The 17,847-nt window shown below is 65.7% G+C and carries 18 protein-coding genes; 5 read left to right on the top strand and 13 right to left on the bottom strand.

Annotation, left to right across the window (positions count from 1 at the left end):
• The first annotated feature begins 225 nt into the window (after window positions 1-225).
• A complete protein-coding gene (locus AC50X7_RS16080; protein ID WP_494979934.1) occupies window positions 226-1,317 on the top strand; it encodes an FUSC family protein in 1,092 nt (363 codons plus the stop codon).
• Here the strand turns inward: AC50X7_RS16080 and AC50X7_RS16075 are convergent.
• The 5 genes from AC50X7_RS16075 to AC50X7_RS16055 are packed head-to-tail and all read right to left on the bottom strand — an operon-like array spanning window position 1,285 to window position 7,453.
• Complete coding sequence (locus AC50X7_RS16075; protein WP_494979933.1) at window positions 1,285-2,058, bottom strand: SDR family NAD(P)-dependent oxidoreductase; 774 nt, start codon at window positions 2,056-2,058, stop codon at window positions 1,285-1,287. The two genes, AC50X7_RS16080 and AC50X7_RS16075, sit on opposite strands and share 33 nt — an antisense overlap.
• 34 nt (window positions 2,059-2,092) lie before the next feature.
• Window positions 2,093-3,967: an IucA/IucC family protein gene (locus AC50X7_RS16070; protein ID WP_494979932.1), complete on the bottom strand. Its 1,875-nt coding sequence runs from the start codon at window positions 3,965-3,967 to the stop codon at window positions 2,093-2,095.
• A complete protein-coding gene (locus tag AC50X7_RS16065) occupies window positions 3,964-4,530 on the bottom strand; it encodes a GNAT family N-acetyltransferase (RefSeq protein WP_494979931.1) in 567 nt (188 codons plus the stop codon). The genes AC50X7_RS16070 and AC50X7_RS16065 overlap by 4 nt, the downstream gene beginning before the upstream one ends.
• On the bottom strand, window positions 4,527-5,894 hold the full coding sequence (locus AC50X7_RS16060) for a lysine N(6)-hydroxylase/L-ornithine N(5)-oxygenase family protein (RefSeq protein ID WP_494979930.1): 1,368 nt from the start codon (window positions 5,892-5,894) through the stop codon (window positions 4,527-4,529). Before AC50X7_RS16060 ends, AC50X7_RS16065 begins: the two co-directional genes overlap by 4 nt.
• Complete coding sequence (locus AC50X7_RS16055; protein ID WP_494979937.1) at window positions 5,891-7,453, bottom strand: pyridoxal phosphate-dependent decarboxylase family protein; 1,563 nt, start codon at window positions 7,451-7,453, stop codon at window positions 5,891-5,893. The genes AC50X7_RS16060 and AC50X7_RS16055 overlap by 4 nt, the downstream gene beginning before the upstream one ends.
• A gap of 315 nt (window positions 7,454-7,768) precedes the next feature.
• On the opposite strand from AC50X7_RS16055, the gene AC50X7_RS16050 reads away from it, so the two are divergent.
• Together AC50X7_RS16050 and AC50X7_RS16045 are read left to right on the top strand one after the other, a co-directional pair.
• Window positions 7,769-8,110, top strand: a complete 342-nt coding sequence (locus AC50X7_RS16050; RefSeq protein WP_494979929.1) for a hypothetical protein — start codon at window positions 7,769-7,771, stop codon at window positions 8,108-8,110.
• 204 nt (window positions 8,111-8,314) lie between these two features.
• The gene (locus tag AC50X7_RS16045) at window positions 8,315-8,626 is read left to right on the top strand and encodes a hypothetical protein (protein ID WP_494979928.1); all 312 of its coding nucleotides are present in this window, start codon (window positions 8,315-8,317) and stop codon (window positions 8,624-8,626) included.
• Here AC50X7_RS16045 and AC50X7_RS16040 read toward each other — a convergent pair.
• From AC50X7_RS16040 to AC50X7_RS16015, 6 genes are all read right to left on the bottom strand, one after another.
• Window positions 8,623-9,585: an NAD(P)/FAD-dependent oxidoreductase gene (locus AC50X7_RS16040; protein ID WP_494979927.1), complete on the bottom strand. Its 963-nt coding sequence runs from the start codon at window positions 9,583-9,585 to the stop codon at window positions 8,623-8,625. The two genes, AC50X7_RS16045 and AC50X7_RS16040, sit on opposite strands and share 4 nt — an antisense overlap.
• Window positions 9,586-9,753: 168 nt before the next feature.
• Window positions 9,754-10,107 carry a GNAT family N-acetyltransferase gene (locus tag AC50X7_RS16035; protein ID WP_494979926.1) on the bottom strand — a complete coding sequence of 118 codons (354 nt, stop codon included), beginning with the start codon at window positions 10,105-10,107 and terminating at the stop codon, window positions 9,754-9,756.
• 121 nt (window positions 10,108-10,228) lie between these two features.
• Window positions 10,229-11,080, bottom strand: coding sequence for a class II fructose-bisphosphate aldolase (locus AC50X7_RS16030; RefSeq protein WP_494979925.1), 852 nt, complete (start codon window positions 11,078-11,080; stop codon window positions 10,229-10,231).
• Window positions 11,080-12,498 (bottom strand): GntP family transporter, encoded by a 1,419-nt coding sequence (locus AC50X7_RS16025; RefSeq protein ID WP_494979924.1) that lies wholly within the window; start codon window positions 12,496-12,498, stop codon window positions 11,080-11,082. The genes AC50X7_RS16030 and AC50X7_RS16025 overlap by 1 nt, the downstream gene beginning before the upstream one ends.
• A 105-nt stretch (window positions 12,499-12,603) precedes the next feature.
• Complete coding sequence (locus AC50X7_RS16020; RefSeq protein ID WP_494979923.1) at window positions 12,604-13,503, bottom strand: NAD(P)-dependent oxidoreductase; 900 nt, start codon at window positions 13,501-13,503, stop codon at window positions 12,604-12,606.
• Window positions 13,504-13,598: 95 nt separating this feature from the next.
• Window positions 13,599-15,089, bottom strand: coding sequence for a four-carbon acid sugar kinase family protein (locus AC50X7_RS16015; protein WP_494979922.1), 1,491 nt, complete (start codon window positions 15,087-15,089; stop codon window positions 13,599-13,601).
• Window positions 15,090-15,249: 160 nt separating this feature from the next.
• Between AC50X7_RS16015 and AC50X7_RS16010 the strand changes: the two genes are divergently transcribed.
• Both AC50X7_RS16010 and AC50X7_RS16005 read left to right on the top strand, forming a co-directional pair.
• A complete protein-coding gene (locus AC50X7_RS16010; RefSeq protein WP_494979936.1) occupies window positions 15,250-15,954 on the top strand; it encodes a FadR/GntR family transcriptional regulator in 705 nt (234 codons plus the stop codon).
• A gap of 106 nt (window positions 15,955-16,060) precedes the next feature.
• Window positions 16,061-16,273 (top strand): dodecin, encoded by a 213-nt coding sequence (locus AC50X7_RS16005; protein WP_494979921.1) that lies wholly within the window; start codon window positions 16,061-16,063, stop codon window positions 16,271-16,273.
• A gap of 71 nt (window positions 16,274-16,344) precedes the next feature.
• Here the strand turns inward: AC50X7_RS16005 and AC50X7_RS16000 are convergent, their stop codons facing one another.
• Both AC50X7_RS16000 and AC50X7_RS15995 read right to left on the bottom strand, forming a co-directional pair.
• Window positions 16,345-16,563 (bottom strand): hypothetical protein, encoded by a 219-nt coding sequence (locus tag AC50X7_RS16000; protein ID WP_307096976.1) that lies wholly within the window; start codon window positions 16,561-16,563, stop codon window positions 16,345-16,347.
• Window positions 16,564-16,699: 136 nt separating this feature from the next.
• Window positions 16,700-17,650, bottom strand: coding sequence for a helix-turn-helix domain-containing protein (locus AC50X7_RS15995; RefSeq protein ID WP_494979920.1), 951 nt, complete (start codon window positions 17,648-17,650; stop codon window positions 16,700-16,702).
• Window positions 17,651-17,847: the final 197 nt, after the last annotated feature.

Below are 17,847 nucleotides of genomic sequence, written 5' to 3'. Positions count from 1 at the left end.
CAAAACACCCCCCCCCCGAACAGCCCTTGGAAAACCCCTCCCTTCCCTCCTCACCAACTCCTTGGGAAAGCGCCAAAGAACGGGCCTTTGCCTTGCCGCTTCAGGCCTTGCCGCCATGTCCATTTATGTCCTGTGGCCGCCCGGGAAATGGCCCGGATGGAGCTGCCGGGTGATACGTTCCGAAAGGCCGGGAAGGGATCCAGTGACAAGCAGGGACGGTGCACCATGAAACTTCTTGTGGAGCAGGTGCGCGCCCTTCATCGGCTGGAGCCGGCCAACCGGGACCACCTCGCAGCACTGCGGGTAGCCATCAGCGTTGCAGTGCCCTCGCTCCTGCTCCTGGCAGCGGGCCACACCGACCTCATCATGTATGCCGTCTTCGGTGCCCTGACCGGCATGTACGGCCGCTCGGAACCACACCAGCTCCGCCTCCGCCACCAGGCCCAGGCCGCGGTAGTCCTGCTCGGCGGGGTTGCTGTCGGCCTGTTCCTGTCCGTCAACCACCTGCACTCGTGGTGGCTCGTCGCCGTCGAAGCAGTACTGGCGGGCGTCGGATCGGTGTTCGCGGACCGGGTCCGGCTCAAACCCAACGGGCCCTTCTTCGGCATCCTTGCGCTCGGAGCCTGCGCCTCGGTACCTATGGAGGTTCCCTGGCAGGTCGCCATGCTCATCGCTGCAGGGTCGGCCGCCTTCTCCCTACTGGTGGGCTTCGGCGGCTGGATCCGCCATAGGTCCTGGCAGCGCGGGGCCGTCCGGAGCGCTCCTGCCGAACAGCCCGCCGGCCGCCCTGAGTTGCTGGTGCACGCTGCCCGGTATGTCCTCGCTGTCGGCGCCGCGGGAACCGTCGGGGTCCTGTCCGGCAGCGGCCACCCGCACTGGGCCATGGCAGCCGCGGCCGTGCCTCTCGCCGGCGCCGACCTCCCCAGCAGCGTCCGGCGCGGGATCCACCGCATTGTGGGGACGTTCGTGGGGCTGGCGGTCACAGCCGTGGTCATCATGCCCGGCCCGTGGTCCCTGGCAGGGCTGTTCCCCGGCCGGCAAGCCGTGCTGCTGGCACTGCTGGTGATCCTGTTCCAGTTCACCACCGAGTTGTTTATGGCCCGTCATTACGGCCTGGCCATGGTCTCCTTTACGCCGGTGATCCTCCTGATGACCCAGCTCGCCGACCCCATCGACCCCGCAGTCCTGATTCTGGAACGCGGCGTCGAGACGCTGGTGGGTGCATTGGTGGGAATCGCTGTGGTGGTGGCAGTGCGGCGGGCGGGTACGCGCAACCCGGCAGTTCTATTTGGGTTTGCGCGCCGGTCCCGCCACTAACCTTGCCGGCGCCACCCTCGCCAGCGCCGCCACTGCCTTGTACCGCTTGGACGGGATGGACACCGCTTTGCCCCGCTCGTTGTCCGCCAGGCCCTCCCGCACTACCCGCTCAGCGTTCAGCCAGGCCCACGACGGCGCCACGGACTTGTCCATACCCATCCGGTCGTGGAATTCGGTGTGGGTAAAGCCGGGGCAGACCGCGGTTACCTTGATGCCGCGCGGGCGGTAGGTGAGGTTGGCCCAGCGGCTGAAGCTCACCAGCCACGCCTTCGCCGCGGAGTAAGTTCCCCTGGGCAGGAACGCGGCGATGCTCGCCACGTTGATGATCCGGCCGCTGCCCCGCTCCAGCATGCCCTTCAGCGCAGCATGGGTGAGCTCCATGGCCGTCTCGCCATGCAGCTTCAGGTGCTTCTTCTCCTCCGAGATGGGGTTGTCCTCGAAATTGTGCAGCAGCCCGATCCCTGCGTTGTTGACCAGGATCCCCACCGGCCGCTGCGGTTCAGACAGGCGTCCGACGACGGCGGCCACGCCGGCGTCGTCCGTCAGGTCCGCGGGCAGCACCTCAGCCGTAATTCCGTAGCGCTGTTCCAGGCCCGCCGCTGTTTCCTCGAGGCGGGCCCGGTTCCGCGCCACCAGCACCAGGTTGCAGCCCCGGGCAGCGAGCTGCCGTGCGAACTCGGAACCCAGGCCCGCACTGGCACCGGTGATGAGGGCTGTTGTCCCGGCGATGTCTGCAGTCATGCTGCCAGCCTAGCCATCGGCGCCGTTCCTTGGGTTATTGCCCCGCGAACCTCGCCAACGGGTTCGCCAGGCGCCCGGCCATTTGCAGCCCGCCGGAGGGATCCGCCAAATCCAGCATCTGCTGGTTGTTGCGCAGCTGCAGCCTGTTGAGGCAGGACAGCTCAAAGTCTGCGGCGAAGAGGTCATGCCGTGAAAACTGGTCCGCGAGCCCGGGATGCTGCGCCTGGTAGTCCTTGATGGCGGCAGCAGCTGTGCGCCAGAACTCCTCCTGCCTCAGCTTGCCGTCCTCCTCGAGGAGGGCGGCCAGGAAGCGGAAGATGCAGTCAAAGACGTCGGTGAAGATGGCCAGCACCTTCTCGTTGTCCGGAATGGCCGCCTTGATCCGTGACACCTCTTCGGGCAGGTCCAGCCTGTCCCCCATGACCACAATTTCCTCCGCGATGTCCTTCATGATGGCCCTGACCGGCACGCCGTCCTCGAGGACAAGGATGACGTTCTCGCCGTGCGGCATAAAGGCCAGTTCGTACTGGTACAGGCAGTGCACCAGCGGAACCAGGTACGCCTCGAAGTACCGGCGCAACCAGTCCTCCGGCGCCAGCCCCGAGCGTTCGATGAGGGCGGAAACCAGCGCTGTGCCCTCGGAGTCCACGTGCAGGAGCGACGCCATGGTGGCCAACTGCTGCCCGTCCTTCAGGAGCGGCAGCGGGCTTTCACGCCATAGCGCGGACAGCATCTTCCGGTACGGCGAGCCGTTGACAGACCCGGCCTCGTAGTACCCGTTGTGGTAGCCGATGGCGGCGATTTCGCCGATCATGGTGAACCCGCGTGACTGGAGTGCGCTGTCCGCCTCGATCAGGTTCCGCAGCCAGTCGTTGATGGCCGGAGTGGCCTTCATGTACTGCGGCGACAGCCCACGCATAAAACCCATGTTCAGCACGGACAAGGCGGTCTTGACGTAGTGGCGGTCCGGAACACTGGTGTTGAAGAACGTACGGATGGACTGCTGCGCCTGGTAGGTGTCCGTCCCGGTGCCCAGGTTGACGATGCGCTGCCGGGCGATCTCCGCGGCGAACGTCACGGTCAGCTTGTTCTCCCACTGCCACGGATGCACGGGCATCAGGAAGTACTGGTCCGGGTCCAGGCCCAGCACCTGCAACCCGGCGTCGAAATGGCCCAGCAATCCGCCGAGTTCGGCCTTCAGGTGGGCCCGGTAGTCCAGCCCGGCACTGGACGTAAAGACGGCGTGGCTGCGGTGCACGGCGATCCATTCCAGCTGCACCGGAGCGCCGGTTTCGGGGGCGAAGGCGCGGTAGTCGTTGAGGCCGAAGCCCAGGCGTCCGTTGTTGGCCACAAAGCACGGGTGGCCCTCGGTCATGCTCCGCTCGATGGCCTGGAAGTCGATGGCGCGGTCCAGGCCTCCAGTGACCCCTGCCGCCAGTTCAGCGGCCGACGGCTGGCCAACCCACTGCTTGTAGGCGTGGCTCCCCAGGGTGCTGCTGATCTCCTCGAGGTACACGGGGAGCATCTGGAGGTTGATGCCAAGGGTGCCCGAGAACGCCGTAATGAAATCGAGCGCGTCCAGCGGCGCTTCGGTACCGTGCAGGAAGTACCGGACGGAATCGGCGTCGACGGACCAATGGTCGAGTTCGAGGACCCGTGCGCTGAAACGGTACTCATGCGTGCCGTCGTCGCTCCGCACCCGGTAGCTGCCCGGCTCCTCAGCGACCGGTTCCGGGGCGAGGATCCGCTCGTGCGAGAACTCCGCGAGCGCCTTGCGGAGCAGGTGCCGGTTTACCCTGTCCCACCGGTCGCCGGTGAGGTGGGGTGCGGCAGCTGCGGGGGCAAGGTCCGGGGCGGGGGCAAGGTCCGTGGCGGGGGCAGGAGTGGAGGATTCGAGGTGGATGGTCATAGTGCGGCTTCCTGGAGGGTGGTACGGGCGAGGGGCAAGGCCGCGCGGGCGGCGAGGTAGTCATCACGGCTGCAGAAGCTCAGCAGCGCGTCCTTATCCGGCAGGGTTATTACCCCGGCGGATTGGAAGCCCAACCGTTCATTGAGGGCGTGGATTTTGGTGTTGCCCGCATCCGGTTCCACCACGACGCGGTCCACTCCGGGCTTGGCGAACAGCCGGTCCAGTACTGCGTCCATGACAGCGGTGGTGTAGCCAGGTTCAGGTCCTTCCGCCGGCGGCGCCACCAGCAGGTGCATGCCCAGGTCCCCGGGGAGGACGGGGTAGACCGGCGCCAGCGGTGAGGACGCTGGAAGGTATTCCTCCATCAGGAAGGCGGGGACGCCGTCGTCGAGCCCCAGCAATGCGTGGTGGTGACCGCTGGTTTGGATGTTTGTGTACTCCTCCACCACGTCGTCCACACTCGCGGACAGCATGCCCCAGAACGCGGCGTAGGGCTGAGTCACCCAACTGTGGAGGAGCGGCGCGTCGGCTTTTGGGTCGAGGCAGCGGAATGTGAACCTCATGCCGGCACCCCCGTTCCAGCCTCTGACACCGTCTCAAAGTCCCCCAGGTCTGCCGGCGCGCCGAAGTGCTGGAAGGCGATGCTGCGCTCTACCGGGTATACCTCGCGGCCGGTGATCTCCCGCAGGATGCAGGAGTTGCGGTAGGCGCCCATGCCCAGGTCCGGCGTGACGAATCCGTGGGTGTGCAGCTCCGCGTTCTGGACGAAGATTTCTCCGGGTTCGACGCCGGTGCTGTAGTTCCGGTCCACGGCGAACCTCCCGGCGGCGTCCCGGGCGATCCGGTCCTGCACGCCGGCTAGGAAGCCTGGCTCCTGGTAGCCGTAACCGGTGGCCAGCACCACCGCTTCGCTGTCCAGCGTGTAGGACATGCCCTGCTCCCCGTGCAGGAGGTGCAGGGTGTGGGTTCCCGCCTCCGGGTTCCAGTGGGTGGCAGTCAGGGTCGAATGTGTCAGCAGCCGGGTGTCCACGATGCCGGAGATGCTCTTGGTGTAGAGCAGGTCGTAGATAGCGTCGATCAGGTCGGAGTTGATGCCCTTGTAGAGATTCTTCTGGGTCTTGTTGAGGTGGTCGCGCTGGTGCTGCGGGAGGCCGTGAAAGTAGTCCACGTACTCGGGTGAGGTCATCTCCAGGGTCAGCTTGGTGTATTCCAGCGGGAAGAACCTGCCGGAGCGGGTGACCCAGTTCAGCTGGTAGCCGTGGGCGTCCGATTCCTGCAGCAGCTCGCAGTAGATCTCGGCGGCGCTCTGGCCGCTGCCGAGGATGGTGATGCTTTGCTGCTGTTGCAGTTCCGCCTTCCGGGCCAAATAATCGGCGTTGTGGAGGACCACTCCCCCGCCGCCGGCTGCCGCCTGGGCCAGAATTCCTGCCGCGGCCTCCGGCACGTACGGGGAGGTGCCGGTGCCCAGCACCAGCCGCCGCGCCAGTAGCACCTCCGGCCCTTCCGGGCCGGAGACGGAAAGCCGGTACACGCCGTCGCGGTACGTCACGTCCAGCACAACGGTGCCAAAACGCACGGCGGGCAGCTGCCCGGCCACCCACTGGCAGTACTGGTTGTACTCCGCACGCAGCGGATAGAAGTTTTCCCGGATGTAAAAGCGGTACAGCCGGCCGGTCTGCTTGAGGAAGTTCAGGAACGAGTAGGGCGAGGTGGGGTCGGCCATGGTGACGAGATCGGCCATAAAGGGGACCTGGAGGTGGGCGGGTTCCAGCATCATCCCGGGGTGCCAGTCAAAGGCTTCCCGGCTCTCCAGAAAGATGCCGTTTACTCCTTCCACCGGCTCCGTAAGAGCGGCGAGCCCCAAATTGAAGGGCCCGACGCCGACGGCAGCGAAGTCGTAAATCCTGCTGTTGGTGGAGGTGCTCACGCGGATACCTCGCTCTGCAGCAGACCGGCGCCGGTGCGGCGCAGAAGGGAGACGATCCCGGCAATATCCTCAAGGGTGGCCTCGGCGTTGAGAAGGGTGAACTTGAGATAGTGGCGCCCTCCCACTTTCGTCCCGGCAACCACAGCCTCCCCGGAGGCGAAGACGGCGGCACGGATGGCCGGGTTCAGGGCATCGGCGGCGTCTTCGGAGAGCCGCCCGCCGGATTCCAAGCGTGGCCGGTACCGGAAGACGAGGGTGCTGAGCTGGGGCGGTGCGGCGAGTTCGAAATCGTCGTCGGCGGCGAGGAGCGAGCCGACGCGGGCCGCAAGGTCTATGGCTTCATCGAACAGGGCGCCGATCGCATCCGCGCCCATAATGCGAAGGGTCAGCCAGAGCTTCAGTGCATCAAAGCGCCGGGTGGTCTGGATGCTTTTGTCCACCTGGTTGGGGATCTCGGCAAGGGCGGCGCTTTCCGGGTTGAGGTAGTCCGCGTAGTAGGTGATGTGGCGGAGCATGGTGCTGTCGCGGACCAGCAATGCGCTGGAACTGACCGGCTGGAAGAAGGTTTTGTGGAAGTCCACGGTGACCGAATCGGCCAGCCCAATTCCGTCCAGGAGGTGGCGGTAGCGGCCGGAAACCATCAGGCCGCCGCCGTACGCGGCGTCGATGTGGAACCAGGCACCGTAGGCCCGGGCCAGTGCGGCGAGCTCTGCGAGCGGGTCCACCGCGCCGAAGTCTGTAGTCCCGGCGGTAGCGACAACCGCCGTGGGCGACAGGCCGGCGTCGTGCGCTTCCGCCATGGCCTCCGCGAGGGCGGCAGGGTCCATGCGGTGGTCAGGCGTGCAGGGAACGGTGATGACGGCGTCGAACCCCAGGCCCAGCATGGATGCCGACTTCTGGATGCTGAAGTGGCTGTCCTCGGAAGTAAAGATCCGGAGTGTGTCCAGCAGGGCCGGGAGCCGGAGGTCGCTCCGGGACGGGTCCTGCCGGAGCCCGGCCACTGCGTGATTGCGTGCGATCAGCAGGGCCTGGAGGTTGGACTGGCTGCCGCCGGATGTAAAAATGCCGTCGGCATCGCTTCCCAGGTGCAGCCTTTCCGCGGCCCAGTCGACGAGACGGCGTTCAATCATGGTGGCACCTGCGCTCTGGTCCCAGGTATCCATCGATGAGTTCACCGCGGACAGGATGGCCTCACCCACCAAAGCCGGAATCACCACGGGGCAGTTGAGGTGCGCCGCGTACTTGGCGTCGTGGAAGTAGACCGCGTCGCGCAGGTAGACGTCTTCGAGTTCCTGCAGCGCGGCAGCCGTGTCCGGCAGGGGCGTTTCGAGGTCAACCGCCGCTACCCGCGCCTTCAACTCCGTAGGCGCGACGCCGGTGAACGGCCGTGTGCCCCGCTCAAGTTTGGTGGCAACGGTTGTGACACCCTGCAGGACCTGTGCCACGTAGCGGGGTGAATTGCGCGCGTTGAAGAGGTGGTTAGTGGCTCCGAGGGCGAGTTCCACGCGCGAACCGAAGTCCTGGCCCGACGGCTCGGGGTTATTGGGTGGGGCGTCCATTTGTAACTCGTCAAGACGGGGCATCAGCGGCACGGTTTTCCTTCGGTCGGTCTGCGATCATCCAATTGCAAAGGCAAGCCTTACTTAGGACACCCTTTTAATCAAACTTCTGTGATGTATTTGTCCCCCGGGCTCTGATTTAGGCCGTATATAGCCTCACGGCCGTCATTGACTGGCACCCGGAGCAACCGCTCCCGCAGAATGTCCCCCCACGCATGCCCAACCGTGTGACAAGACAGCGCGGGGTGCCAGCGCTAGGGTTGGCCTACCAGCAGCCACGGCTGCGTATTAAGCTGCGCATTAATTGGGGGAAACGTGGAGCAGTCAGGAAGTGCAGTCGGATTCCGGGAAGTGGACCAGGACGGAAACCCGGTTGGTGAGAAGCTCCAGTCTGCAGCGGTGGAAGATTCGACAGCCGTGGGGCGCCTCGGCATCAACCCGTTCATTGTGATTCTATGGCTAATGGCTGCCGTGCTGATCGGCGGGGGCCTCGCGGCCCTCCTCAACGCCCACCTGGCACTGGGACCGTCGAGCGGGGAAATGCCGCTGGCTTTCGTGGTTTTCACGCTTGCACCGCATGCAATTCTGGGCGGCATCATCGCCGTCATCGGGCTGCTGCTGTGGCACGCAACCCAGTGGCAGCGCCGGCGCGGCTAGGGGCAGCCGCCAGCGGAACTGTCCGGCACGAACAGCTGGCATCTGCTGCAGGCCGGGCGAAGCCGCATGTGGCATGGGCCACACGCCGATTTGCCCAGCCATTAGTAAGCATGCTTAGGTTATGTAGTAAATGAACCTCCGCAAGCAGTCGCGGCGGGGCTGCCAACGCCGGCAGCACCGTGAAGAAGCCCAAGGACGACCATCATGACCAGCGTTATAGAAAACCAGCCAAGGGCTTTTGCGGAGCACGAAGCAGGAGCAGAAGCCTCATTGAGCTTCATCCGTCCGGTGGATGCGGGGCTGCTGGTCACCCTGAATTCACGAATGCATTGCCGTGCCCCCATGCAGCTGGTGGATCCGGACGCCACGCCGCTGCACCAGCCCGTCCACGTTGACGGCGCCCAGGTCATTGCGGTGAGCGCCGGCTCCCCGACCGCCAGCGTTGACACCTACCGCTGCGCCTGCGGTTTCACCATCGATGTCCCGGTAGCCAGCCTGCACGCCCTGGCGAGCTAACGGGCAACGGGAGCCCTGGCGGCTTCCACCGCCAGCCGCGTATCCGCCAGGACCAAGTCGGCGTTAATGGCGGCGGCAGCCTTCAGCCCGGCAGCCGCCGCAGTCATTACCTGGGCGGAAACGTCGGTGGCATTGCCGGCGGCCCAGACTCCCGGGCAGGACGTGCGCCCCGATTCGTCCGTCGCCAAGCGCGTGCCCGGCCCCTCCTCCAGATCATCAGGCTCCAGCCCCAGGGCTTGGAGCATGTTGGCCTTGCTGACGGTTTCGGGGCTGACCACCAGTACTTCCAGCGGTACTGCCGATCCGTCGTCGAGCGTAACCGCTGTGAGCTTGTCGTCCTGGCTTACCAGTCCGCGGACCCGGCCCTCAATGACCTTGACGGACCGTGCGTCCAGCTGTTCCGATTGGCCCGGACTGAGCGCCAGTTCGCCGTTGAGCAGGAGGGTCACGTCCGGGCTCCACTGCCGGAAGGTCAGGGCGTGGAGAACGGCGTGGGGGTCGGAGGCCAGCACCCCCACCTTTTGGTTTCGGATTTCCCAGCCATGGCAATAAGGGCAGTAGAGCACATCCCGCCCCCAGCGGTCGGCCACCCCCGGTAGGTCGGGGAGCTCATCTTGAATTCCGGAGGTGATGAGCAGCCGGCGGGCGGTACAGGTTGAGCCGTCGTCGAGCGAGAGTACGAAGTTGTCGCCGTCGCGCTTGGCGGACTTCACCTCACCGGTGATGGCTTCCCCGCCGTACTCCGCCAGTTCTTCCCGTCCGGCAGCCAGGAGTTCCCTGGGACTCATGCCTTCACGGGTGAGGAAACCGTGCACGCCTTCTGCGGGCAGGTTCCTTTGCCCGCCGGCGTCGATCACTATTACGGACCGCACTGCCCTGGCCAGGGCAACCCCTGCGCTAAGCCCGGCCGGCCCGCCGCCGATGACAGCCACGTCAAACAGTCGTTCCTGGTGATTCATCCCGGATTCCCTCCCGGTGCGCTGCGCCCTCAGACAGGGCACGTATTCACAGTGCGTGCGCCCTCTGCAAGACCGCGCCCAGGAAAGGTACCCGGCGTTGCCGCACAATAACGCGCAACCCGGTCCCCGGGCAGGAATAGTTTCTTAGCGGTTGCTGGTGCCGGTCCCCTAAGCTCCCGAGCCGTTCCTCGCCGGGCTGTCGGGCCAGTCCACGCACTGCTCGTAGCCGTCGTGCTGGCGAAGGTAGCCCGCAATGAAGGGGCAGTGCGGGATGATCCGTTTTCCCGCTGCCACCACGTCATCCAGCGCGAAGTGGGCAAGGACCTTGCCCAGGCCCTGGCCCTCAAAGCCCGGCGACGTCTCGGTGTGGCTGAAGTCGATATGGCCGGGAAGGTCCCGGTAGAAGGACTGGACGGCGAGTTTGCCGCCCACATGCAGCTCGTAGCGGTGATGCGCGTCGTTGCGCCTCAGCGAGACGTCGGGGGTGAACTTATCCTCGGTGGACATCGTGTTCTCGGTCATGGTTCGACACTGGCACTACTTCACCCCGCTGGCAATGCCCCGGCTTACCCTTCACCATCAGCACAGCAAGAAGGGAGGCCAGGATCATGGTTGATCCTGGCCTCCCCCTTTCAAGAGCACGTCAGCGCGTGAGCGTTGCCAGCGCTGTGGTTGCGAAGCTGCCCGCGGACTGGTTCCAGTGGCCCAAAAGGCCCTGGAGGTTCTCGCCGTCGGACCGGTGCCCCGGCAACTGCTCCTGCAAGGTGGACAGGACGCCGGTGCGGAGCTCGGTGTTGAAGTTGACCTTGCCAACGTTCATTGACGCGGCCTTCACCAGCTCCTCCGCAGGAATCCCGGAGGCGCCGTGCAGCACCAGCGGGATGTGGGTCCGCACCGCGATGTCCTGAAGGACGTCCCAGCGCAGCTGCGGCTCCCCCTTGTACTTGCCGTGGACGTTCCCGACGGCGACCGCCAGCAGTTCGGCGCCGGTGCGGGACACAAAGTCCTCCACCTGGGCCGAATCCGTCAGCCCGGCCACGGTTACGCCGGATTGGTCCGCGCCAAAGGCGCGGTCCTCGTCCCCGGCGAGGCCGCCTAGCTCGGCTTCCAGCACCACGGTGGGTCCCAGCAGCTCACGGGCCGCCCGGACCAGTGCAATGTTGTCCTCGTAAGGAAGGGACGAACCGTCGGCGAGGACGGAATCCGCCCCTGCCGCGACGGCGTCGTCCATGACCTGGAGGTCGCTTGCGTGGTCCAGCTGCACGGCCACGGGCACGGCGGCTGCGTCGGCGAGGCCGCGGAGTGCTCCGATGAGGCGCAAGCCGTTGGACGTGGCGGCCGTCTTGGGGGCCACCAGCAGGATGGCGCCCCGGCCGGATTCCTCAGCGGCAGCCACCACGGCCAGTGCGGTGGTGAAGTCGTAGCAGGTGAAGGCCGGGACGGCGCAGCCCTGCTGGAGGGCGGAGGTGACAAGGTGGCCGAGTCGGGTGCGCATCAGACGCCCAGGCCCCCGGTAAGAACCCAGACCAGGAACGTCAGGACAAACCCTGCCAGGCCCAGGATGGTGGTGAGCACCGTCCAGGTCTTGAGTCCGTCCGCCACCGAAAGACCGAGAAAGCGGGTCACGATCCAGAAGCCGGAGTCATTTACGTGGCTGAGGCCAAGCGCCCCGAAGCCCATGGCTACCAGAATGAGTGCTGTCTGGAAGGGTGAGAAGCCGCCGTCCGCCACCGAGGCCGCCAGCAGACCGGAAGTGGTGATGATGGCCACCGTTGCGGACCCCTGGGATGCGCGGAGGATGGCCGCAAGGACGAAGGCCATCACGATGACGGGGAGGCCTGCAGTCTGCAGGCCTTCGGCGAGGGCCTTCCCGATGCCCGATACGGTGAGCACCTTGCCAAAAACGCCGCCGGCGCCGGTAACCAGAATCACGATCGCAGTGGGGGCCAGTGCGGAGTCCATGACCTCGCCGGTGTGCTGGGAGGACCAGCCGCGGCGAATGCCCAGGAAGTAGTACGCCAAACCCAGCGCCGTGAGGAGCGCAATCAGCGGGGCGCCGATGAAGGCGGCCAGCTGGGAAGCGAAACTGTCCTTGGGCAGGATGACCGCACCGACAGTTCCCACCATGATCATGAGGATCGGAAGGACAATCAGTGTGATGATCATTGCCGGGCTGGGAGCTGTCTTGACCTCGCTCTTGACGGCGACGTTGGAAGTGCCGTGGGCAGCCTCCTGCTCGACCTGCGAATTGCCGGTGCCAAAGAGACGGAACTGCTCAGCGGTGGCCGGCAGCATGGCGAAGTCGCGGCGGTTCAGCCGGCGGGCAACGAAGTAGCCCAGAACGCCTACGGGAATGCAGAGGGCGAGGCCAATGATGGTAGTCCAGCCGATGTCGGCTCCGAGGATTCCGGCCCCGCCAACGACGCCGGGGTGCGGCGGGACAACAACGTGGATGGCCAGCATGATGCCGCCAACGGGCAGGCCGATCTTGACCGGGTTGACGCCCGCGGCCTTTGCGAAGCCGTAGATGATGGGGATCAGGATAATAAATCCAACGTCAAAGAAGACCGGGATGGCCAGCAGGAAGGCTGCAGAGGTCAAGGCGGCGATGACCCGGCGGGGGCCGAGCAGCTGGGTAAATTTGCCGGCCAGTGCCTGTGCACCACCGGAAATCTCGATCATTTTGCCGAGCATGGCGCCCAGGCCCACCAGGATAGCTACGGATCCAAGGGTTCCGCCCATGCCTTCAGTGACTGTCTTAATAATGTCCGGCAGCGGTATGCCTGCCACCAGGGCAACTGCCACGCTGACCACGAGCAGGGCAAGGAAGGCGGGGATCTTGAACTTGATGACGGCCACCAGCAGCAGGGCGACGCCCGCCACTGCTATGGCCAGAAGAGCTAGTGCGCTCATCGTGTGTCTCCTTTGACATCGCTAGTTAAGCCTAGCGAACTGGATTGATACGACGACGGCGGAGGGGGGACCGCCGTCGTCGGGCTTTGGATGGGGTGGAAGGGGCTACTTGGTGCGCTTGGTGGGGGCAACCACCTTGATGACGGCGGAGTCATCGGCGGCGGCGAGGCCCTGGGCCTGGCCCAGCAGGTAGAGCTGCTCAGCGGCGGCGGCAACCGGGGCTGCCAGGCCGGCGGCGCGGGTGGCCTTGCCCACGATGCCCATGTCCTTAACGAAAATGTCCAGGCGGGACAGGACCTCGGCGCCTTCCTCGTTGTACGCCTCGAGGATGCGCGGGCCACGGTTGGACAGCATGAACGAACCGGCGGCACCGGCTTCGAGGGCCGCGAGGGTCTTGGCCTGGTCAAGGCCCAGCGCATCGGCGAGGGCCATGGCTTCTGCGGCGGCGGCGATGTGGACGCCGCACAGCAGCTGGTTGACGGTCTTCAGGGCCTGGCCGTCGCCGGGCTTGTCGCCCACCACGGTGAGGGTGGAGGCGAGCAGTTCCAGTGCGGGGGCCGCCTTTTCGCCGGCTTCCGGGGAAGCGCCGACGACGATCAGCAGGTCGCCTTCGCCGGCGCGCTTGGGGCCGCCGGACAGCGGGGCGTCAACGAGTTCGACGCCGTATTCGGCCAGCTTGGCCACGGTGGCGGGGATGGCTTCGGTGCCCACAGTGCTGCCGAGGATAACGACGGCGCCCGGCTCCAGCACGGAGGCCACGCCGTTCTCGCCGAAGAGGACGTCGTTGAGCTGCTCGCCGTTGCGGACGGCCAGGAGCACGGCGTCGGCGCCCTTTGCTGCTTCGCGGGCCGAGGCGAACGTCGTGATGCCGGCTTCTTCTGCCAGCTTCAGGCGGGGCTCGGCGATGTCGAAGCCGTGGACGGTCAGCTGGGAGGCCAGGCGGGTGGCCATGGGCAGGCCCATGGCGCCGAGGCCCAGGACGGTGACGGTGTAGTTGCTGGTCATGGCGTTCTCCGTTGAATGTGTGATGTGAAGTGGCGGGTGGGCACACGCCGGCGAGGGCCCGGCCCGAGCGTGCGAGGGTTGGGAGCCGGTGCGGACTAGAAGGTGTTGCTGAGTTTGCGGGTGACGTCGGCGAGGGACTGGTCATCGCCCACGTTGCCGGCGAAGACGATGTACGGGATGCCCTTGGCGGGGCCGTCCACCGGCTCCCAGAGCGAGACGATGCCCGGCAGCATGGGGCCGCGGACTATGGCGTGGCGGATTTCCAGGCCGTGGGCAGCCACATCGGAAGAGGTGATGCCGCCCTTGGCGATGACGAACCGCGGCGGGAAGGTCTTCAGGGTGCGGTTCACCACGGCGACGACGGCGGCGGAGACGGTGCGTGCGATCCGCAGGCTTTCGGCGGGGTCGTCCGTCTTGATCAGCAGCCGGCTGGTGTGGACGATGACGTCGCCGCCGCGGAGGGCTTCGACGACGGTGTCCACGGTCTGGTCCAGGTGGGCATCGGAGTCTGCGCCGAGGAGCTTTTCGACGTCGATCTCCACGATGCGTGCCGCGCTGTGCTGTTCGGTCAGCGCTTTGAGCTGGCGGGTGGTGACGCCCACGTGGGACCCGACCACGATGAGGCCGCCGGCTTCAGACGGGGTGTTGCCGGCATAGGCTTCGGCGCCGCTGAGCTCGGTACGGATCTCCTGCCCGATGCGGGCACGGCCGAACGGCGGGCCCACACGGTAAAGGAGTTTCTTGCCCCGGCGTTCGGCTTCTTCCAGGCCAAGTGACAGAGCGCGAAGGTCGTTTTCGGTGACGATATCGGCCACGATCGGGGTGGAGTCCGCGGCCTTCTCGATGGCATCGGCGATGGCGTTGGCGCTGATCGTCGCACTATCGGCAGCGCTTTCTGCGGCGGCCCCGGCGCGGATGATGTTGAGGTCCAGGACGATCACGGAGTCCGCGGCGAAGCGTCCCCGGGATTTCTCCTCGACGTAGTCGGCCATCACGGAGGTGGCGAAGCCGAAGGTGGCGTCCTTGGCGAACTCGGTATCGGACACCGGCGTCAGCGTGCCGGCCGCGTCGCCGGTTCCCCGCATGTAGTGGACGCCGCCGATGGTGACGCGCCCGGCGTCGGGGAAGGCAGGCACCAGCACTACGCCGTCGGTCTTTTCTCCGCTGACGTCCGCAACCGTGGCGGCGATGACGTCCGGCTCCAGCGGGTAGTGGCCGCGGAGGGTGGAATCGCTGCGGCTGACGAAGCCGAGGCGCAGTTCCTTAGGGGAGCCGGCGGCAGCGAGTGCGTTGCGGACCACTTCCTCATTACGGGCGGCGGCCTCTGCCTGGTCCAGGCTGCGGGTGTTGGTGAGGACGTAAACGGCGGGCTTGGACTGGCCGAAGGCCCAGATGAAGTCCTCCACGTCCCAGCGGGTGAGCACGGGCAAATCTGCCACGGACTGCGTACCGGTGGGGTCATCGTCGAGCACTACCAGGACACGCGGGGTCTTCGCGTTGGAGGCAGCCAGCGTGCTGGCCACCAGTTCGGCGGGAATCCGGACTTCGGCCGGGTAGTCGGCCAGAACGTCTGCTTCAAGCGTCACAGTGCACTCCGTTGTGTATGAATCCGGGCGGGGGATTCGGATGTAAAGGTAAGTGTAAGATGTCAGACATCTTGCATTTGAATGCCAGTGTGGCACAGGACATAAAGACGCGCAAGTAGACTTGTCTGACATATCCGCGAAGGCATCAACGGGGGCAGCAATGGCAAGGAAGTCGCTGGTAGGCCAGGTGGCTGATGAGCTTCTTGACCGGATCATTGCAGGCGAGTTTCCGCCCGGTGCCACTGTTCCCGGAGAGCACGAACTCAGCGCCAGGCACGAAGTCAGCCGGATGACCGTCCGCGAGGCCATGAAAACCCTGCAGGCGCAGCAGATCCTCAGCGTGGAACGCGGCCGCGGCACGTTTGTTAATCCGCTCAACCGGTGGGCCTCCCTCGAAGCCGTGCTGCGCGCCGCTTCCGAAGGCAAAAACGAGGCAGAGGCTTCGGTCCAGCTCATCGAACTCCGCCGCATGCTGGAGACCGGGGCCTGCGAACTCGCGGCAGGACGCATCAGCGACGCCGATGTCCAGACGCTCTACGGCCACGTGGCCGCCATGCGTGCGGCCCACGGGGTGAACGATGTTGCCGCCTTCGTGGAAGCGGATTTGGCATTCCACGACCTAATCCTGCATGCATCCGAAAACGTCTTTGTGGCCGTGCTGTTCGAACCGCTCCACCGGGTGCTGGAAAAGCGCCGGACCGAGACCTCGGCGGTGCGTGAAATCCAGGAGCACGCCATCGGGCATCACCAGAACATCGCCGAGGCGCTGGAATCCCGTGATGCTTCGCGCTCGCGGGAAGCCATGGACGCGCACATGCAGCAGACCCTCGACGACCTCAAGAACCTGGTGCTAGAAGCAAAGTAGCGGGCTGCCCACCACGGCCCGGGGGCTGGCCAACGTTCTTGAAGTGCTACTAGGCTTCAGGGACGGCCCGCAACCGGGAGCCCCAAGGCAATCACGAGGAGCGAAGTTGTCCAACCACACGTACAGCATTTCTGAAATTGTCGGCACGTCGGATCAGGGCGTGGACGACGCCGTCCGGAACGGAATCGCCAAGGCATCCCAGAGCCTCCGCAACCTTGATTGGTTTGAAGTCAAGGAAATCAGAGGCCACCTGGAGGAGGGCAAAATCGCTGACTGGCAGGTCACCATCAAGCTCGGTTTCCGGCTGGAAGAACACTAAACCAACGCCAACCGGCCCGCAATTAACGTCGCCAAGGACGTTAACTGCGGGCCAGTTTGGTTTAACCGGAGCTAATTGGCCGAGACAGCGCCTGTGGTGCGCCGCCGCCAGACGGTGGGAACGCCGTCGAACGCCGGGAATACGTGGCCTTCGAAGAAGGACAGCACGGTGTGCGGGTCGAGGTCGGGGCTCCACAGGCCGGAGGCCGGGCAGTGCGAGCCGGTGGCGGTAGAGGGGGCGCCCGAAGCGGCAGAAGCCTGGCGTTCCTTCAGCAGTGCGATGCGTTTCATCGTTGAGACCATCCTTGGAGGTGAGAACTTGTTCCTCCAGCCTAGGAAGGCAGCCCCGCGTCCCCAATGGGCTCGTGGCCAGAATCGGCCCCCGCTGCTGGCCAAATGTACAGCGGTAGCGATAGTTGGCTCGCTGCTAGTCCTTTCCTTCCGTCACAGCGGCGGGTGCATCCGTTGCCAACGTGCCCTGCTGCCCGGGCTCGGCCACCGTATTGGGGCTCTTAGCAGCGATGCTTCCAGCGCTCGGGCTTTCGGCGCCAAGGCTGCCCAGCAAGGTCAGGGCATCGGCCGACGGCGATCCGGGCCGGGCGGAATAGATCCTGAGCGACTGGTCCGGGTCCTCCGGGAGGACAAGGTTTTCAAAGTTCAGCTCAACGTCCCCGATGGTGCGATGGTGCAGGCGGACAGTTCCGGCCGCCCGGGTTGCCACCCGGTGCCCCGCCCACCACTGACGGAAATGGTCGCTGTTGACCGCCAGTTCACCCACCAGCTGGTTGGCCTGCGCGTCGTTCGGGTGCTTGCCGACATCCAGGCGGAGCGCGCCGGCAGCCTCGGCGGCCACCGTCTTCCAGTCCCGGAACAGCTCCCGGGCTGCCGGGTCGAGGATGAGCCACCGGGTGAGGTTCCTTTCCGCCACTGGAAGCGCCGGAAAGTCCTCGAAGAGCAGGAACGCCAAGCGGTTCCCTGCCAGGACGTCACTGCGGCGGCCGAGCACCATGGCGGGAACATCGCCCACTGCCTCAAGGAGGTGGCGCAAGGCCGGGCGGACGCCTTGCGCTGCTTGCCCGGCCGAGCGTGGCGTGGCGGCACAGTGTTCCAAAAGATCCATCATGTGCGCGTGCTCGCTGCTGCTGAGGCGGAGCGCCCGGGACACCGCGTCCAGGACCGTGCGCGAGGGATGGATGTTCCGGCCCTGTTCCAGTCGGACGTAGTAGTCCGTGCTGACCCCCGCCAGCCTTGCCACCTCCTCGCGCCGAAGGCCGGGCACCCTGCGGGCGCCGGTGGCGGGACCGGCGCCGGCGTCCTCAGGACTTAGCCGGGACCGCATGGCTTTAAGGAATTTTCCGAACTCGGCGCTTTGACCCATGCAGACCATTGTGACCCGCGCTGTCCCTGCCGTCCTACAACGAAGGTAGGACTGGGGGTCCTAGGAAAAATAAGATCAGCCTTGCTTACTGACAGGCCGGGGAAAAGTGCATAGGCTCAATACAGAGCCAGCGGAAACCGCTTTCTCACGGTCGAGCCCACGGCACCCCCGCCCCTTTTGCCCCGCGTCTTAACAAG

The sequence above is a fragment of the Pseudarthrobacter sp. Hb11 genome (genome assembly GCF_059383655.1).
The sequence above is the reverse complement of the archived record's forward strand: the minus strand, read 5'-3'. Positions and strand labels throughout refer to the sequence as shown.

Bases quoted from the DNA above. Each gene is read 5' to 3' on its own strand.
- AC50X7_RS16080 (WP_494979934.1), top strand. From the start codon at position 226: ATGAAACTTCTTGTGGAGCAGGTGCGCGCCCTTCATCGGCTGGAGCCG.
- AC50X7_RS16075 (WP_494979933.1), bottom strand. From the start codon at position 2,058: ATGACTGCAGACATCGCCGGGACAACAGCCCTCATCACCGGTGCCAGT.
- AC50X7_RS16070 (WP_494979932.1), bottom strand. From the start codon at position 3,967: ATGACCATCCACCTCGAATCCTCCACTCCTGCCCCCGCCACGGACCTT.
- AC50X7_RS16065 (WP_494979931.1), bottom strand. From the start codon at position 4,530: ATGAGGTTCACATTCCGCTGCCTCGACCCAAAAGCCGACGCGCCGCTC.
- AC50X7_RS16055 (WP_494979937.1), bottom strand. From the start codon at position 7,453: ATGGACGCCCCACCCAATAACCCCGAGCCGTCGGGCCAGGACTTCGGT.
- AC50X7_RS16045 (WP_494979928.1), top strand. From the start codon at position 8,315: ATGACCAGCGTTATAGAAAACCAGCCAAGGGCTTTTGCGGAGCACGAA.
- AC50X7_RS16040 (WP_494979927.1), bottom strand. From the start codon at position 9,585: ATGAATCACCAGGAACGACTGTTTGACGTGGCTGTCATCGGCGGCGGG.
- AC50X7_RS16035 (WP_494979926.1), bottom strand. From the start codon at position 10,107: ATGACCGAGAACACGATGTCCACCGAGGATAAGTTCACCCCCGACGTC.
- AC50X7_RS16030 (WP_494979925.1), bottom strand. From the start codon at position 11,080: ATGCGCACCCGACTCGGCCACCTTGTCACCTCCGCCCTCCAGCAGGGC.
- AC50X7_RS16025 (WP_494979924.1), bottom strand. From the start codon at position 12,498: ATGAGCGCACTAGCTCTTCTGGCCATAGCAGTGGCGGGCGTCGCCCTG.
- AC50X7_RS16020 (WP_494979923.1), bottom strand. From the start codon at position 13,503: ATGACCAGCAACTACACCGTCACCGTCCTGGGCCTCGGCGCCATGGGC.
- AC50X7_RS16010 (WP_494979936.1), top strand. From the start codon at position 15,250: ATGGCAAGGAAGTCGCTGGTAGGCCAGGTGGCTGATGAGCTTCTTGAC.
- AC50X7_RS16000 (WP_307096976.1), bottom strand. From the start codon at position 16,563: ATGAAACGCATCGCACTGCTGAAGGAACGCCAGGCTTCTGCCGCTTCG.
- AC50X7_RS15995 (WP_494979920.1), bottom strand. From the start codon at position 17,650: ATGGGTCAAAGCGCCGAGTTCGGAAAATTCCTTAAAGCCATGCGGTCC.